The organism is Rhizobium sp. BT04, assembly GCF_030053135.1.
Taxonomy (GTDB): Bacteria; Pseudomonadota; Alphaproteobacteria; order Rhizobiales; family Rhizobiaceae; genus Rhizobium; species Rhizobium binxianense.
Map to the genome: position 1 here is coordinate 4,545,728 of NZ_CP125652.1, position 16,167 is coordinate 4,561,894.

A 16,167-nucleotide genomic window follows, 5' to 3' on the forward strand; every position below is an offset into this window, starting at 1 on the left:
TTCTACAACGGCATGACGACAATACCAAACGACATATGTCTCGCTGTTTCCCGCTGGCGCATCCGAAAGCCAGGTTAAACAGGCCGTTGCCCGTCACGCTTGACGGGCAATTCCTCGGGCAAAAGCTGCCGGCGGCTCAGTCGTGGAAGGCTTCCACGAATTTCCGCTTACCGAGCATGAAGGCGTCGGCGACGTGACGCAGCGGCGCGACATCGACATCCGATGTGCCGGCCTTGATGATTTCGGCGAAGCGGTGGTAGAGCGAGGGATATTCCTGCTCCGGCTCGGCAAAGGTCAGCTTACCGTCGATCGAAAGCTTGGCGCCGCCCTCGGAAAGCACCATCTGGCCGGCTGCCGTTTCCGCGATGATGTCCCAGCTCTGCTTGCCGGTCTGGCGCCAGTCGAATTCGGCATGCACCGGCAGGCCGTCGGCATTGCGGAAATGGATGTCGGCCGCGATCGGCGCATCGCGGTTGTCGGGAAATTCGAGCACGGCCTCGGTGATGAAGATCGGCCGCGGCAGAATATGGGTGACGATCGACAATGCGTTGATGCCGGGATCGAAAACCCCGAGGCCGCCGGCCTGCCAGATCCAATCCTGGTTCGGATGCCAGTGGCGGACATCCTCCTTCCAGATCACATGCACGCTTTTGATCGTGGTTGCGGCAAGAAACGCCTTGGCGGCCTCGACGGCCGGCGCATAGCGCGAATGCCAGCTGGCAAAGAGCGAGGCGCCCTGCTTGCTGGCAAGCGCCTCGAGATCGGCGACTTCGCTGAGCGTCGCACCGGGCGGCTTTTCCAGGAAGACATGCTTGCCGGCGACGAGCGCCTTATAGGCTGCCTCGTAGCGATATTGCGGCGGCATGCAGAGCGAGACGGCATCGATCGAGGGCTCGGCGTCGAGCATCGCCTCGATCGTCGTATAGCTGTTGACGCCTTCGACCGTGCCGTGGCGGCTTGCCGTGGCGGCGAGCTTGAAATCCGGGTTCTTGGCGATAGAAGGAAGGTGCTGGTCGCGGACGATCTTGCCGACGCCGACGATGGCGAGGTTGATAGGAGACATGGTTTCGCTCGAGTCTGTTTTAAAAAGTATGATTTATTGAGCCTGTTTGTAGCAGAAAGAGTCGCGCCGACAAGCTCTCCTCCTCCATTCTGTTGCATCCTAGCGCATGATGGTCCGTCTACCTCATGATAGTTTGGCGAAGGAAGCTGTAACCCATCGCCGCGCGGGCGGCGCGCTCCTCGGAATTGCCGTCGCCGCCATGCCCCCCCGAGCCGAATTCATGAAAGAGCGGCCGGTGTCCTGCCTCTTCCAGCCGGGCGGCAAAGCGGCGCGCATGCGACGGATGCACGCGGTCGTCATTGGCGGAGCTTTCGATATAGATCGGCGGATAGGCAACCTCCGTTGCCGGCCTGACATTGTGAAGCGGCGAATAGCCGAGCATGAAATCCCGGTCTTCCGGCATCTCGGGATCGCCATATTCATCCATCCAGGCCTGTCCTGCGCTGAACAGGTGGAAGCGTATCATGTCGAGCACCGGCACCTGGCACCAGACGGCGCCGAAATCCTGTGGGTAACGCGTCAGCATCACCCCGGTCAGCAGGCCGCCATTGCTGCCGCCCTGGCAGGCGATTCGTGACGGCACGGTGTAGCCGCGGGCGACGAGGTCGCGGGCGATGGCGACGAAATCGGCAAACGCCCGGTCGCGCCCATGCCGCTTGGCGCTGCTATACCAGTCGGGGCCGAATTCGCCGCCGCCGCGGATATAGGCCTGCACATAGGCGCCGCCTTGCTCCAGCCAGCGTCCGGTCACGCCGGAATAGTTCGGCGATAGCGAAACATCGAAGCCGCCATAGCCGTACAGCAGCACCGGCAGCGCGCCCTTGATCCACTGCTTCGGCAGGACCAGCCGGTACGCAACCCTGGTTCCGTCCTCGGAAACGGCCTCCAGCAGTTCGGATGACATATCGGTCGCATCGAAATAGCGCGGCGCTGCGGCGACGAAAATCGGCTCGGCCTCTCTGCTGCGATCCGACAGCTCGAGGCGGTAACAGGCCGGAGGCTGCAGGAAGCCTTGACCGATGATGCAGAGCGTATCGTCGCCAAGATGCAGATCGGCATGAAGCGGCCTGAAATGAGCTGTCTGCATGTCCGCCGGCAGGCCGATCTCGCGCTGTTCGGCATCGGGCCTCGTCAGGTCCAGCACCATGAGACGCGGCCGCAGCCGATCGGAGATGATGAAGACACACCACTCGCGCATCAGCATCATCTGCGAGATCGCCTGGCCCTCGCTGGGCTGAAACAGGATCCGCTCCGGCCCGAGCACTGTTGTCTCCGAGCTGGGATCGAAACGCTGCAGCACGAGGCTGCCTGTCGCGACGCGCTCGTCCGTCTTAGCCCGCCAGAGGCAATGATCGTGATTGAACTGGAAGTCCGCCTGCTCAGGCAGATCGATGCGCCGCCGCGCGCCGTCTTTGCCGATCAGGAACGCGCTCGAAACGCCGATCTCATGGGCGGCGACGAAAATATCGATCAGTCCGGCATCCGCCGAAGCGCCCCACAGGGCAGGGTCGATGACGAGATTGAAACCGTAAACGTCCTCGTCGGCGGCCTCGAACATGATGGCGGCCTCTTCCGGCCGCTGCCCGCGCTTCAATCGCCGCCCGACCCGCGGCCATCCCGAGCGGGTCGCCGAAAATCGGTCGATGGAACCGAAATAGCAGATCTCGTCGCGGCTCAGCCAATTGGCGTGCGAGCGCGCCGCCGGCGTATCGAAACCGCCCTCGACGATCTGTTTGCTCTCGGCGTCGAATTCGAGCAGCCGGAGAAGGTCGGAGCCGCCGTCCGAAAGCGTAAGCAGCACCCGCGTCGGCTCCCACGGGCAGGTGACGGCGCCGCGCCAGTTCCAGCGCTTGCCTTCGCTCACGCAGAAGGCGTCGAGATCGAAGACCGGCTCCCAGGCGGCATCGGGCAGGGGCGCCTGGTCTGCGGGCAGGCGGAGCCAGACGCCGAGCGGATTGTCCTTGCTCTGCCGGAAATCGAACAGCCACGCGCCGCGGCGCATCGGGACGATCAGCCTGTCCTGCCGCTCGATCAGCGCCTTGATCGCGTCGCGATCCCTGGCGAATTCCGGGGTTCGCAATGCCGCGTCGGAAAGCCCGTTGTGCTCGTCGATGAACTGGCGGGTGCGCGGATCCTCGTCCGTTTCGAGATGAAGGTTCATGTCCGACCTGCCGCTTCCGTTGATGTCGCCAAGATCTAGGCAGCCGGTCCAGACTTGGCAACCCGCCTTAGCGGATCGTCACGAAATCGGCTGAGGCGAGGACGTTGTTCGGCACCGGCGTCTTCTTGAATTTCAGCGTCACCACCTTGTAGCCTTCGGCTTCGAGTTCCGAAAGCAGGGTCGGCAGCATCGTCGCCGTGCGTTTGTGAATGTCATGCATCAGGATGATGCCGCGGCCGCGCTTGTGCAGCAGATCCATCGTCCGCTGCGTCACGGAGGCCGGCGTTATGGCGAAATAGTCCTTGCTGTCGATATCGACATCCATGACCACCATTTCGCGCATGGCGATCGCGGCGCGCAGCCTGTGGCTCTCGGCAAGATAGGGGAAGCGGAAGAAGGAGACATCGGTTCCCGTCGCCTTGGTCACCGCCAATTCGCCCTTGATCACCTCGGCCATCGCCGCGTCGAAATCAAGTGAACTCAAATTGGCGTGGTCATAGGTGTGACTGCCGATCGTGTTGCCGTCCTCCGCGACCTTGCGGGCCAGCGCCGGGTGCATTTCGGCCATTTCGCCGACCATCATGAAGGCGCCCTTGACGCCGAACTGGTCGAGGATTGCCAGCACCTTGTCGGTCCGGCCGGGGATCGGGCCGTCGTCGAAGCTTAGGATCACTTCCTTGTCCTGCAGCTTGAGATCGGCAAGCGAGGAAACCTCCAGCGTCCGCCCGGCCAGATGGTGCCAGCCGGTCATGCGCGGCGGCGCATCGTCGCCGGAATAGGCAAGCTTCCGCCCCTCGGGTGCAATCACCGAGGAGGTCTTGATCGATGTGTCGGGCGGGGATTGTCTGGTGGTGCTGCAGGCCGAAAGGGTGGCCGTCAGGGCCATGCAGGACAGAACGAAAAAACGGTACATGGAAAGGGCTCAACAAATCGGTAACGAATGTTGAGACAACCTTTCGAATTATGGTTAACGATTGGTTGAGAGTGGCGGGAATTGTGCCGATCCGCGGCACTTCGCCACGCTTTATAAAAGGCCTGTGGCTATCCCGCCATCGCTTCTTCGTATTCGGCCGACAGCATCAGCCAGTCTTCCTCGGCGGCGGCGAGCTTTGCCGCCGCTTCGCCGCGCTGCTTTGCTTTCTCGGCCGCCTTGGCGGGTGTCTTCTCGTAGAGGGCCGGATCAGCAAGTTCCGCATCAAGCGCCTGAATCTGTTTCTCCAGCTTGGCCGTCAAGGATTCGATTTCGTTGATCTTTTTTCTGAGCGGCGTCAGCGAGGCGCGACGTTCGGCGTTGAGCTTGCGCTGCTCCGCCTTCGACGTTGCATCTTCAGCTAGCTGCGGCTTTTCTTCTTTTTTTTTACCGGATGTGACGATCAGGTCGCGATACTCGTCCATATCGCCTTCGAAACTCGTGACCGTACCGCCATTGACCAGCCACAGCCGGTCGACCGTCGCCTCGATCAGATGGCGATCGTGCGAGATCAGGATGACGGCGCCTTCGTAATTGTTCAGCGCCTCGATCAGCGCGCGGCGGCTGTCGATGTCGAGATGGTTGGTCGGCTCGTCGAGGATCAGCAGGTTGGGTGCATGGAAGGCGGCAAGCCCCATCAGCAGACGGGCTTTTTCGCCGCCGGAAAGATCCTTGGCGGCCGTCGACATCTTCTCGGTCGCAAGCCCCATCTGGGCGACGCGGGCGCGCACCTTGGCCTCCGGCGCGCCGGGCATCAGCCGGCGCACATGCTCCACCGGCGACTGCTCGGGAATGAGGTCGTCGAGCTGGTGCTGCGCGAAGAAGCCGATCTTCAGGCTCGGCGCCAGCTTCACTTCGCCGCTCTCGGGTGCAAGTCGCCCTGAGATGAATTTGGCGAAGGTCGATTTGCCGTTGCCGTTCGAGCCGAGCAGGGCGATGCGGTCGTCATTGTCGATGCGCAGGTTGAGGTTCTTCAGGATCGGATTGCCGGGCTCGTAGCCGACGGCGCCGCCCTGGATGGCGACGATCGGCGAAGCCGGCTGCTTTTCCGGCTCGGGAAAGGTGATCGGCGTTACGTGATCCTCGATCACCGCGGCAACCGTTCCCATGCGCTCGAGCGCCTTGACGCGGGACTGCGCCTGGCGTGCCTTGGAAGCCTTGGCCTTGAAGCGGTCGATGAAGCTCTGCAGATGTTTGCGGGCCGCGTCGTTCTTGGCCTTGGCCTTGGTCTGCAGCTCGTCGGCCTCAGCCTTCTGCCGCTCGAACTGGTCGTAACCGCCGCGATAGAAGGTGAGCTTCTTCTGGTCGAGATGGACAATCGCATTGACTGCATTGTTCAGCAGGTCACGATCGTGGCTGATGATGATGACGGTGTGCGGATAGCGCCTGACATAGTCTTCCAGCCACAGCGTGCCTTCGAGGTCGAGATAGTTGGTCGGCTCGTCGAGCAGCAGCAGGTCCGGCTCGGAAAACAGCACGGCGGCAAGGGCGACGCGCATGCGCCAGCCGCCGGAAAAGGAGGAGGCGGGGCGGGCCTGCGCCGCCTGGTCGAAGCCGAGCCCGGCAAGAATGCTCGCCGCGCGGGCTTCTGCCGAATGCGCGTCGATATCGACGAGGCGCATCTGGATTTCGGCGATGCGGTGCGGATCGGTCGCCGTTTCCGCTTCGGTGATGAGGGCTTTGCGTTCCTTGTCGGCGGCAAGCACGATCTCGATCAGGGCGTCCTCGGTTGCCGGTGCTTCCTGCGCCACCTGGCCGATGCGTGCAGCCTTCGGGATCGACACCGATCCGGTCTCCGAGCCGAGATCGCCGGTGATGACGCGAAACAGCGTGGACTTGCCGGCGCCGTTGCGCCCGACGAGCCCCGCCTTCGTGCCCGAAGGCAGCGAAATGCTGGCATTGTCGAGAAGCAGGCGGCCTGCAATGCGGGCGGATATGTCGGTGAGCGTGATCATGGCCGGGTTTTGGCCGAAAGCGCTCGCCAAGGCAAGAGCGCTTTCTCCCGGGACAAGCTTGCTTGTCCCCCGGAAAGCTGCTTGCCCCCCCGCGCCAAGTATGCTTATGCCCCTTAGCGCCCGAAAGCTTGCACCGGCTGGCGGGGATTCGACTGGGCGGCGAGAAGCGCCACGCGGGCATTGGCCTGCAACTGGCCCGGCGTTGCCGCGTCAGCACTGAGCGCCACGCCGATCGAGATGGTGAGCCGGCCGGGATCGGCCTTGTCGGATGTCGCGAAGACGAGATTGTCCTCGACGGAGGCGCGCAGGCGCTCGGCGATCGTGATCGCATCGTGCATGCCGACATTGGAAAACAGCAAGGCGAATTCATCCGCCTCGGTGCGGGCGACGAAATCGTTCTTCTTGATACATTTGCGAAAGAGCCCGGCGAGCTTCTTCAGAAGCTTGTTGCCGGCCTGCGTGCCGTATTTGTCGTTGAGCTCGGTGAAATTGTCGATATCGACCATCATCAGCGCGCTGCCCGCCGCACCTTCTTCGCGCTCGTAGAGCTCTGCCATCGTCCGGTTCAGCGCGATGCGGTTCGGAAGCCCGGTGATCCTGTCGGCCACAGCGGCCGATTGCATCGCCGAAATGCCGCGCTCCAGCGTTTCCAGCGTCTTGATGTCGTCCTGCAGTCTGGCGCCGATTTCCATCTCCGCCGACAGCGCTGTCGTCAGCGAGGCGGTGAGATAGTCGATCTCGCTGAGGAAGGCGGCAAGGCTCTGATTGTCGTTGCCGGAAACGGATTTCAGGATCGTGCTGCAGGCGCGCGCAAAGGCATTCTTGTGCTTCAGGCCTTCGGCAAGCCTTTCCGCCACATCGCGCAACATCCGGCTCGCCTCGTTGCGTGACGTCTCGCCCGCCAGCCCGCAATGGCCGACGAGCCGGTATTTCAGGCCGAGTTCATCGAGCATCGGCTGCTGCGGCTGCGGCCCGAGGGCTGCGATATCCTGCGCAAGGCCGGCATTGAGCCCGACGATCGCCTCATGGAAGAGTTCGTAATTGCGCGGCAGCGCAGCGACGTTGAGGCGCGCCATATGCTGGGCAATCTTCTGGATATCCGCCACCGGCGCCGAACGTGCGGCCTCGCGCGGCACCAATGCGTTTGCGCTTGCATTCTGCATGACGATCCTCGCGGCCCAGCCTCATCTCTCACATCCCGCTATGCCCGCAAGCTTTTAAGAGAGGCTGAATTTTCAACGAAAAGCTCGGGATTTGCGGGGAAACCGGCAAAGGCGGTTAACGCCAGCTTGATGGTGACGGCCTCACATCCATTCACGGCCCTCGCTGCGCAGAAAATAGATGAGATCAAGCATGAGGCTCGGCTTGCCGAGCGCCGTCAGCGTCATATGGCACTGGCCGCGATGATGGGTCTGGTGGTTGAAGAGATGCGCGAGTGCGCTCGACAGCGGCTGGGTGATCTCGATCGGCTGCGTCACCGGCACGTAGGTGAAGTTTCCGGCAAGCACCGCCTCATCCAGCATGCCCGTCCAGGCAATGATCCGCTCGTCCTCTGCGTTGCGTGCGGCGGCCAGCGCCTCCAGATCGTCGAAGAGCACGGCATCGAGTGGCGCCGGCGCTTCGCCGGTGCCGGTGAAGCGCTTCATCCAAATCCGGTCGGCGACGAGCAGATGATTGAGCGTTCGATGCAGCGAGCCGAAAAAGGCGCCGCGGTCGCTGCGGAAGTCTGCGTCGCTGAGGTCGGCCGCCGCCGCGTAGACCTGAGCATTGGCCCAGCGGTTATAAGCGGCGAACATCCTGTAGTGCCTGAGCATCCGGTCCCCCCTGGTCGTCGCCGCAGTCTAGCCCGGTTTCCCCTGAAATCGCAGTGATGCGCCCATGAAATTTCCTGATTTGATCGCAGGCGCTTTCTGTCGTGGAATGGATGGAGCCGTGATCTCGAAAGGACTGTCATGACCAGAGCCCTCTATTCCCTCTGCGGCGCCGACGAGCGGCGCTTCTTTTCACCCCATTGCTGGAAGGCGGTGATGGCGCTGGCGCATAAGGGGCTCGATTTCGAGGAGATTCCGACGACCTACGCCCGCATCCGCGCGATCGGCGGCGGCGTCTCGTCGACCGTGCCGGTGCTCGACGATAACGGCCGGCTGGTCCCCGACAGTTTCGACATCGCCCTTTATCTGGAGGAGGTCTATCCCGAACGGCCGTCGTTGTTCGGCGGCGAGGGCGGCAAGGCGCTGTCGCGCATGGTCGAAGGTTATTCGCAGATGATCATCCATCCGGCGATCATGCGCATCGCTCTTCTCGACATCCATGCGAACCTCGACGAGGGCGACAAGGCCTATTTCCGCGAAAGCCGGGAGGCTCGGCTCGGCAAGCCCCTGGAAGTGGTTGCCGCCGATAGCGAGGCGGAGAAGGCCGCCTTCGCCGCCAAGCTGGAGCCGCTGCGGCACATGCTGAAGTTCCAACCCTTCATCGGCGGGCAGGCACCGCTCTTTGCCGATTATATCGTCTTCGGGGCACTGCAATGGCTGCGTGTCTCCGCCGGTCTTACCATGCTGGCCGCCGTCGATCCCGTCATGGCCTGGTTCGAACGCTGCCTCGATCTTCACCAAAGCCGGGGCCGGACTGTGACAGCGGCGTGAAATTGCCGCCGACCTCTTGTTTTCGGGCGTTGGGGCGGGTAAAGACCGCCCACTTTTCCCGAGAAAACAGAGGATTTGACTATGGCGATTGAACGCACCTTCTCGATGATCAAGCCTGACGCAACCAAGCGCAACCTGACTGGCGCCATCACCAAGATGCTCGAAGATGCCGGTCTGCGCGTCGTCGCCTCCAAGCGCGTCTGGATGAGCCGCCGCGAAGCTGAAGGCTTTTACGCCGTTCACAAGGACCGTCCCTTCTTCGGCGAACTGGTCGAAGGCATGACCTCCGGCCCGACCGTCGTCCAGGTGCTGGAAGGCGAAGGCGCGATCCTCAAGAACCGCGAGATTATGGGCGCAACCAACCCGGCAAACGCTGACGAAGGCACGATCCGCAAGGTTCACGCCCTTTCGATCGGCGAAAACTCCGTTCACGGCTCGGATGCTCCGGAAACGGCTGCCCAGGAAATCAAGTACTGGTTCTCCGACACCGAGATCGTCGGCTGAGACCACGCTTCGGCTTTGGCTGGCAATGCCTTGAATTGACTCTCGAAAGCCGGGGCTTTGCTCCGGCTTTTTCTATGCATTTCTCTATACCGGGCATTTATCGGTATTCGAAAAATCGACGCTGCCGTCGGGCTTGAAGACCTCTGGGTTCTTGTCATAGAGCGCACCAACGACGAGCGGCTTGCTCGGCAGGACGGTCTGGTCGAGGTCGGAGCGAAACTCAGTCTTCAACTCCTGCAGTACCTTGCCATCCTTGTCCACCAGCCGGACACTGACGGAATAGGGACGGTCCTTGCGCACGCAGTGCAGGTTTTCGCTCTGCAGCGCGATCTTTTCGTCGATCGGGTAGATTTTCTGGTTCAGCACCAGCGGATCACCGCCTTGCGGATTTTCGAATTCGGCGATGATCACCGAACCGTCGGGGATGGGGCCGGTCTTCTTCAGCGTCAGCAGATAGGTGGCGCTCGCCACCCGATAGTTGAAGACGAAGAGATGGCCGGTAACCTCGACCAGGTTTTCCGCCTGGCGCTGGCAGGCCGAGAGCAGAAGGCCGGTTGCCGCAGCCGCTGCGATCAGATGTTTCCTCATGGCGTCTCCTCCTTCTTGCGGCGGTAGTGCCGATTGGCCTTGGCGCGGTTGCCGCAGACCGCCATGTCGCACCAGGCCCGGCTCCTGTTCTTGCTGCGGTCGATGAACAGCCAGCCGCAATTGCCGCAGATCTTCATGCGCTGGGGATCCGGCATGGCGAGCAGCCGCAGCACCGAATGGGCGGTGGCCGCGGCCAGGCTGGCGGGGCTTGCTTCCCGCAACGTTCTCGCCATCGCTACCAGCAGCGCGGCCAGCAGTTGGTCGTCGCCGCCATCGAGTATACGCTTGCGGAAATAGAGGTCGATTGCTTCCCGCAGGGCGATGAAATCCCGCTCGTTTTCCGCCGAGACCGGCGCGATATCACCGAAGAGGGCGCGTTCGGCGCAGAATTTTGCGGCGGCGTGCGTAAAGTCCCGCATCTGCGCCCCAATCGCGAAGCGGTCGATCCGCCGCGCTTCATCGTGGCGAAGCACGACGCTGTTGGCGACATCGAGCGCCAGTGCGCCGCCGGCAAAGCGGTGAGGGGTCCAGGAAAAGCTCATGATGAAATTATAACTGGTGAAATAGGTTTTACCAGTTATAATTTTGACGACGCGGAGTGCATGGAATGGCCTATCTTCTGCAGCAGCTGGCAAACGCGGTTCCACTGGCCGCGCTCTATGCCGCGCTCGCCTTCGGTTATGCCGTCGCCTTCGGCGTGACGAAACGGGCCGACATCACCTATGGGGCGATCTTCGCCTTCGCAGGCCAGATCCTGCTGCTCTTCACCGAACTCGCCTATGTCAGGTTCTGGCTGGTGCTGCCGGCCGCCCTTGCTATCGGCGCCGGCGCGGCGATCGTCTATTCGCTGGCGGCGGGCATCTGGATCGGCCGCTCGATCATGCTGCCGCTCGTCAGCAAATCGCCGAACACGGTGATCGTTGCCGCCCTCGGCATCATGATCGTGCTGATGGAGACCGCCCGGCTTGCCGCCGATACAAGGGCGATCTGGCTACCGCCGTTTCTGAACGACACGGTGGTCTTCTGGAGCGATGGTCCGTTCAAGGTGACGCTCACCTATATCCAGCTGATCAACACGGCGCTGATGGCAGTCATGGTCGCGGTGGGTACGCTGATCCTCAGACGCACGGCCTGGGGCCGCGTCTGGCGCGCCGTCACCGACGATCCGCTGGCCGCCGAGCTTTGCGGCACCAGCGCCGATCGCGTCTTTCTCGTCGCCTATGCTGCAGCTAGCCTCGTCGCCACCATCTGCGGCATCCTCGCCACCTTCTACTACGGCTCGATGGATTTCGGCGCCGGCCTGATGTTCGGGCTGAAGGTACTGTTGATCGCGGCTGTCGGCGGCTACTCCGACCCGCTACGCTCGGCAGGCGGCGCTGCCGGGCTCGCCGTCGTCGAAACCCTATGGGGCGCTTACGGCCCCTTCGTCTGGCGTGATCTGGTCATCTTCTCGCTGCTCGTCATGCTCCTGGTCATGAGCCGCAGGGAGCGTGTCGTTCTCTGATTACTTCCACCTGTCGCGCGCCGCATCGTCGGCGTCTCTGGCCGCGACCCAGTCGCCGGTGGCGCCGTCCTTGCCGTGCTCCTTCTTCCAGAAGGGGGCTGCGGTCTTCAGGAAATCCATGACGAAATTGGCGCCGTCGAATGCCGCCTGCCGGTGCGGCGCGGCTGCGACGACCAGCACGATATTCTCGCCGGCCGCGATCTTGCCGTAGCGGTGGATGGCGGTCAGCCCGAGAAGTCCGAAACGCGCAATGGCAAGATCGCCGATTCGCCGCATCTCCGCCTCCGCCATGCCGGGATAATGCTCGAGTTCGAGAGCCGCCAGCGTGCCGCCTTCATCGCGGCAGAGGCCGGAAAAAGTGACGACGGCGCCGATACCGGCTTTGCCCTTGGAGAGCAGATTGACCTCGGCTTGCAGGTCGAAGTCTTCGTGCTGGACGCGGATGGTGGGGGCGACGGTCACTTTGCAGACCTCAGTCGATTTGGAAGGTTACCGCTAACCCCGGGCTCCCTCATTCCTGTCCTCGGGTCAAGCCCGAGGACAGGAATGAGGGAGAGAAAGGAAGACGCAGTCCTTGCCATCGTCAGTTTCCAAAGCCCAAGCGGACCGGGCCTCACCCCCCCGTCATCGGCGGAAAGATCCCGATCTCCCGTGCAGCGCCAATCGGCTCGTCATGCTCGACATGCTCCATATCCAGCGCCACGCGGATCACCTCGGGATATTGAAGTGCGGTCTCATATTCCTCGCCCAGCGTCTTCAAATGATTTAGGAGATCGGCGACGGTGACGACGGAGGAGGGGAGGTCGATCTCCTCCTCGCCCTTGCCGATGCGCTCGCGCACCCATGCGAAATAGACAAGCCGCGTCATTCCTCGTCATCCACGATATGTTTCAGCCCGGCGCGGAAATAGTCGTAGCCGGTATAGATGGTCAGCAGTGCGGCGATCCACAAGAGCGCGATGCCGGTCTGCGTCGTATAGGGGAAAATCTCGTCGCCGGCCGGGCCGGCGAGCAGGAAGGCGATGGCGACGAGCTGCAGCGTGGTCTTCCATTTGGCGATCCGCGTCACCGGCACGCTGACTTTCAGCGCTGCCAGATATTCGCGCAGGCCGGAAACCAGGATTTCGCGGCAGAGAATGGTGATCGCCGCCCAGATCGACCAGCCGGCGATGGTCTGGTCGGCCGCGACCAGCAGCAGGATCGAGGCGACCAGCAGCTTGTCGGCGATCGGATCGAGCATGCGGCCGATATTCGACGTCTGGTTCCAGATGCGCGCGAGATAACCGTCGAGGAAATCGGTGAGCGAGGCGATGACGAAGATCCACAGCGCTACCCAACGCGCCGTGTTGCTGATCGACAGCCTGCCCTCGATGAAGAAGCAGAGAACGATCAGCGGTACCGCGAGGATACGGCCGTAGGTCAGAAGATTGGGAATGCTATACGCACGCGATGCCATGGGATCGTTTCTCTGAATTGATGCGCTGCCACAGCACCGCGCGGCTTTTCAGACGCGCAAAAGACGCTGTAACATTGTGAACCTGCGCATCGTGCTTTCCAATCGATTCCGATTTTCGGGCCGATGCGGTAGATGACGGCTTTGGCCGGGGACCGTCAACATTCTTTCTGTCTTTCCACCGCCTTTGCGTGGAATTTGCGACGGAGGCCGGTTATTTCGCGGCGTCGTCGTGGAAATGGTTGTAGACCTGCCTGGCGACCGCTTCCGAGATGCCTTCCACCGTCATCAGGTCGGACAGGGCGGCGCGCGAAACTGCCTTCGCCGTGCCGAAATGCTGAAGCAACGCCCGTTTGCGCGATGGGCCGATGCCGCCGATCTCGTCGAGCGGGTTCTTGACCATTTCCTTCTTGCGCCGCGCCCGGTGTGAGCCGATCGCGAAACGATGCGCCTCGTCGCGCATCCGCTGGATGAAATAGAGCACCGGATCGCGCGGCGGCAGCGTAAAACTCTCGCGTCCCGGCGGGAAGAAGCGTTCGCGTCCGGCATCGCGGTCGACACCCTTGGCGATGCCGATCGCCGTCACACTGTCGGTGATGCCGAGCTCGGCAAGGATGGCGCGCACCGCCGTCATCTGCCCCTGGCCGCCGTCGATGAGAATGACATCCGGCCAGGCCGGGAAGGGCATGTCGGCGGCATCGGAAGTGGCCTTCTCCGCCGTCCGGTCGGGAATGCCTTCTTCCTTGATCAGCCGCGAGAACCGCCGCATCATCACCTCTTTCATCATGCCGAAGTCGTCGCCGGGGGTGATGTCGGTCGATTTGATGTTGAACTTGCGGTACTGGTTCTTGACGAAACCTTCCGGCCCCGCGACCACCATGCCGCCGACGGCATTGGTGCCCATGATGTGCGAGTTGTCGTAGATCTCGATGCGCTGCGGCGCATAGGTTAGCCCGAACGTCTCCTTGAAACCTTCGAGCAGCCGCGATTGCGACGCCGTCTCGGCGAGCTTTCGCCCATGCGCCTCGCGCGCATTGGCGACCACATGGTCGACCAGATCGCGCTTCTCGCCGCGCTGCGGCACGAGGATGGAAACCTTGTGAGCGGCCTTTTCGCTGAGGGCTGCCGCAAGCAGCTCCAGCTCGTCGATCGTTTCCGACAGCATGATCTGCTTCGGCACCGGCTTGTCGTCGTAGAACTGGGCGAGGAAGGCATTCAGCACTTCGGCGCCGGACAGTTGCGGATCGGCCTTGGGGAAATAGGCGCGGTTGCCCCAGTTCTGGCCGGTGCGGAAGAAGAACACCTGGATGCAGGAAATGCCGCCCTCGTGATGGATGGCGAAAACGTCGGCCTCTTCGACGCCGGCCGGATTGATGCCCTGGTGGCTTTGCACATGCGACAGTGCCGCCAGGCGATCGCGATAGATTGCCGCCCGCTCGAAATCGAGGTCCTCGGCCGCCTGGTTCATGGCCTCGGCCATATGCGACTTCACCTTCTGGCTTTTGCCGGACAGGAAGTCCTTCGCCTCCTGCACCAGTTCGCCGTAACCCTCGTCGCTGACCTCATGGGTGCACGGCCCGGAACAGCGCTTGATCTGGTAGAGCAGGCAGGGGCGCGTGCGCGTTTCGAAGACGCTGTCGGTGCAGGTGCGGATCAGGAAGGCGCGCTGCAGCGAATTGATCGTGCGTCCGACGGCGCCGGCCGAAGCGAAAGGTCCGAAGTAGTCGCCCTTTCGCGCTCTCGCACCGCGATGCTTGAAAATGGCAGGCGCCCGGTGATCGCCGGTGATGAGGATGTAGGGAAAGGACTTGTCGTCGCGCAGCAGCACGTTAAAGCGCGGCCGCAAGCGCTTGATCAGATTCGCTTCCAGGAGCAGCGCTTCGGTTTCCGTGCGCGTCGTCACGAACTCCATGTTCGCCGTCTGCCGCACCATCTGGGCGATGCGGTTGGAATGCACGCGGCCGACGGCGTAATTGCCGACCCGCTTCTTCAGGCTGCGCGCCTTGCCGACATAGAGCACGTCGCCCTCGGCATTGAACATCCGGTAGACGCCGGGGCTGTTCGGCAGCCGCTTGACGAATTCGCCGATCAGTTCGGCGCCGATCAGCCCGGTCTCGTTGAGGCTGCCCGCGTTCCAGTCGACCGTGGTCGCAAGCGGGGCGGCGGCGGAAATGTCGCCTTCCACCTCGATATCGTCTTCGCTCTCATCCGTATCGTCGTAGAGAACGCCGCCATCCGGCAGCTTTCGTCCGTTCATTCCGTAATCTCCGCCACGTCGCGCGTCTGCCAGGCAAGGTGCTGGCCGCCGTCGAGGGCAATCATCTGGCCGGTGATCGAGGGCGTGTCGTAAAGAAAGCGAATCGTTTGTCCGAATTCCTCCAGCGCTGGCCCTCGCTGCAAGATAAGGGCTGAGACCTGCGCTTGGAAGTCCTCCTGCGTCTGCCGTTCGCTCGGCATCGCAGGGCCGGGGCCGATGGCATTGACGCGGATGCCCGGCGCCAATGCCTGGGCAAGCGTCTGTGTCGCCGTCCACAGCGCGGACTTGGAGAGAGTATAGGAATAGAAGCTGGGTCTGAGCGCCCAGACCCGCTGGTCGATGATGTTGACGATCAGCCCGGCTGCCTCAGCGGGCATTTGCTGCGCGAAGGCGGCAGCAAGGATCGAGGGCGCGCGCACATGCAGGTCGAAGTGCAGCGCCCATGTGCCGGCGTTGAAACTGCGGACGGAATCATGCTGGAACACCGACGCGTTATTGACAAGCAGATCGAGCGGCCCGAGCGCTTCCGACGCCCTTGTGACGAGCGCGCTTGTTTCGCCGATATCGGTAAGGTCGGCCTGCAGCGCGATCGCCCTATATCCCTTCCGCCGCAATTCCGCCGCCAGCTCTTCGGCTTCGCCGATCGAGCCGTTCGCGTGGATCGCGACGGAAAAGCCATTTGCAGCAAGGTCTTCGGCGATTGCCCGGCCTATTCTTTTGGCGGCCCCGGTTACAAGGGCCGAGCGAAGTCTGTTGTGGTTCAAAATCCTGCCTTCTGATCCCGCGAGTCTGTCTGACGACTATATAGGCGCGGGCGAAGGTTATATAAATAGGCCGTGCGGTTGCGTCCGCGGGCGGGATATTCTATGTATTATTTGAGAATTTGATTTATTAAAATAAGTATTTTAAGTTTAACTTTTCAGTAGGGTTAATGAAATGTATGTTGCGTCAAAGCAACATCGAATTTCGGCCATGCGGCTGCCACAATGATATCACAATTTGGCTCTTTCAAATCCGCATTTGAGTTCCAATTTCAGTCTCGATCCGGAAGGGACATCTGGCAATATCCCG

Annotated in this window: 16 protein-coding genes; 3 read left to right on the forward strand and 13 right to left on the reverse strand. The window is 62.1% G+C overall.

The window, feature by feature from the left end; all coding sequences use genetic code 11:
* Positions 1-136 precede the first annotated feature (136 nt).
* From QMO82_RS30625 to QMO82_RS30650, 6 genes are all read right to left on the reverse strand, one after another.
* On the reverse strand, positions 137-1,063 hold the full coding sequence (locus tag QMO82_RS30625; protein ID WP_183606392.1) for a Gfo/Idh/MocA family protein: 927 nt from the start codon (positions 1,061-1,063) through the stop codon (positions 137-139).
* 118 nt (positions 1,064-1,181) lie between these two features.
* The gene (locus QMO82_RS30630) at positions 1,182-3,248 is read right to left on the reverse strand and encodes a prolyl oligopeptidase family serine peptidase (RefSeq protein WP_277544619.1); all 2,067 of its coding nucleotides are present in this window, start codon (positions 3,246-3,248) and stop codon (positions 1,182-1,184) included.
* Between the two features lie 43 nt (positions 3,249-3,291).
* Positions 3,292-4,137, reverse strand: a complete 846-nt coding sequence (locus QMO82_RS30635; protein WP_183606395.1) for a polysaccharide deacetylase family protein — start codon at positions 4,135-4,137, stop codon at positions 3,292-3,294.
* 128 nt (positions 4,138-4,265) lie between these two features.
* Positions 4,266-6,149, reverse strand: coding sequence for an ABC-F family ATP-binding cassette domain-containing protein (locus QMO82_RS30640; protein WP_183606396.1), 1,884 nt, complete (start codon positions 6,147-6,149; stop codon positions 4,266-4,268).
* 113 nt (positions 6,150-6,262) lie between these two features.
* Positions 6,263-7,312: a GGDEF domain-containing protein gene (locus QMO82_RS30645; RefSeq protein ID WP_183606398.1), complete on the reverse strand. Its 1,050-nt coding sequence runs from the start codon at positions 7,310-7,312 to the stop codon at positions 6,263-6,265.
* A gap of 141 nt (positions 7,313-7,453) precedes the next feature.
* The gene (locus QMO82_RS30650) at positions 7,454-7,963 is read right to left on the reverse strand and encodes a DinB family protein (RefSeq protein WP_183606399.1); all 510 of its coding nucleotides are present in this window, start codon (positions 7,961-7,963) and stop codon (positions 7,454-7,456) included.
* Between the two features lie 138 nt (positions 7,964-8,101).
* Between QMO82_RS30650 and QMO82_RS30655 the strand changes: the two genes are divergently transcribed.
* Entirely contained in the window at positions 8,102-8,791 is a 690-nt protein-coding gene (locus tag QMO82_RS30655) for a glutathione S-transferase family protein (protein ID WP_183606401.1), read from the forward strand.
* An 81-nt stretch (positions 8,792-8,872) separates the two neighbouring features.
* A complete protein-coding gene (ndk, locus tag QMO82_RS30660; protein WP_004680549.1) occupies positions 8,873-9,295 on the forward strand; it encodes a nucleoside-diphosphate kinase in 423 nt (140 codons plus the stop codon).
* A gap of 84 nt (positions 9,296-9,379) precedes the next feature.
* Here ndk and QMO82_RS30665 read toward each other — a convergent pair whose 3' ends face one another.
* Both QMO82_RS30665 and QMO82_RS30670 read right to left on the reverse strand, forming a co-directional pair.
* The gene (locus tag QMO82_RS30665; RefSeq protein ID WP_183606403.1) at positions 9,380-9,883 is read right to left on the reverse strand and encodes a hypothetical protein; all 504 of its coding nucleotides are present in this window, start codon (positions 9,881-9,883) and stop codon (positions 9,380-9,382) included.
* Positions 9,880-10,425 (reverse strand): CGNR zinc finger domain-containing protein, encoded by a 546-nt coding sequence (locus tag QMO82_RS30670; RefSeq protein WP_183606405.1) that lies wholly within the window; start codon positions 10,423-10,425, stop codon positions 9,880-9,882. Before QMO82_RS30670 ends, QMO82_RS30665 begins: the two co-directional genes overlap by 4 nt.
* Before the next feature lie 65 nt (positions 10,426-10,490).
* Between QMO82_RS30670 and QMO82_RS30675 the strand changes: the two genes are divergently transcribed.
* Positions 10,491-11,387: a branched-chain amino acid ABC transporter permease gene (locus QMO82_RS30675; protein ID WP_183606407.1), complete on the forward strand. Its 897-nt coding sequence runs from the start codon at positions 10,491-10,493 to the stop codon at positions 11,385-11,387.
* Here QMO82_RS30675 and QMO82_RS30680 read toward each other — a convergent pair whose 3' ends face one another.
* From QMO82_RS30680 to QMO82_RS30700, 5 genes are all read right to left on the reverse strand, one after another.
* Entirely contained in the window at positions 11,388-11,849 is a 462-nt protein-coding gene (locus tag QMO82_RS30680; protein ID WP_183606408.1) for a molybdenum cofactor biosynthesis protein MoaE, read from the reverse strand.
* 151 nt (positions 11,850-12,000) lie between these two features.
* Positions 12,001-12,255: a molybdopterin converting factor subunit 1 gene (gene moaD / locus QMO82_RS30685; protein ID WP_025570203.1), complete on the reverse strand. Its 255-nt coding sequence runs from the start codon at positions 12,253-12,255 to the stop codon at positions 12,001-12,003.
* Positions 12,252-12,842 (reverse strand): CDP-diacylglycerol--glycerol-3-phosphate 3-phosphatidyltransferase, encoded by a 591-nt coding sequence (pgsA, locus tag QMO82_RS30690; protein WP_003574129.1) that lies wholly within the window; start codon positions 12,840-12,842, stop codon positions 12,252-12,254. Before pgsA ends, moaD begins: the two co-directional genes overlap by 4 nt.
* 211 nt (positions 12,843-13,053) lie before the next feature.
* Positions 13,054-15,096, reverse strand: coding sequence for an excinuclease ABC subunit UvrC (uvrC, locus tag QMO82_RS30695; protein WP_183606410.1), 2,043 nt, complete (start codon positions 15,094-15,096; stop codon positions 13,054-13,056).
* Positions 15,093-15,860: an SDR family oxidoreductase gene (locus QMO82_RS30700; RefSeq protein WP_183606412.1), complete on the reverse strand. Its 768-nt coding sequence runs from the start codon at positions 15,858-15,860 to the stop codon at positions 15,093-15,095. Before QMO82_RS30700 ends, uvrC begins: the two co-directional genes overlap by 4 nt.
* Positions 15,861-16,167: the final 307 nt, after the last annotated feature.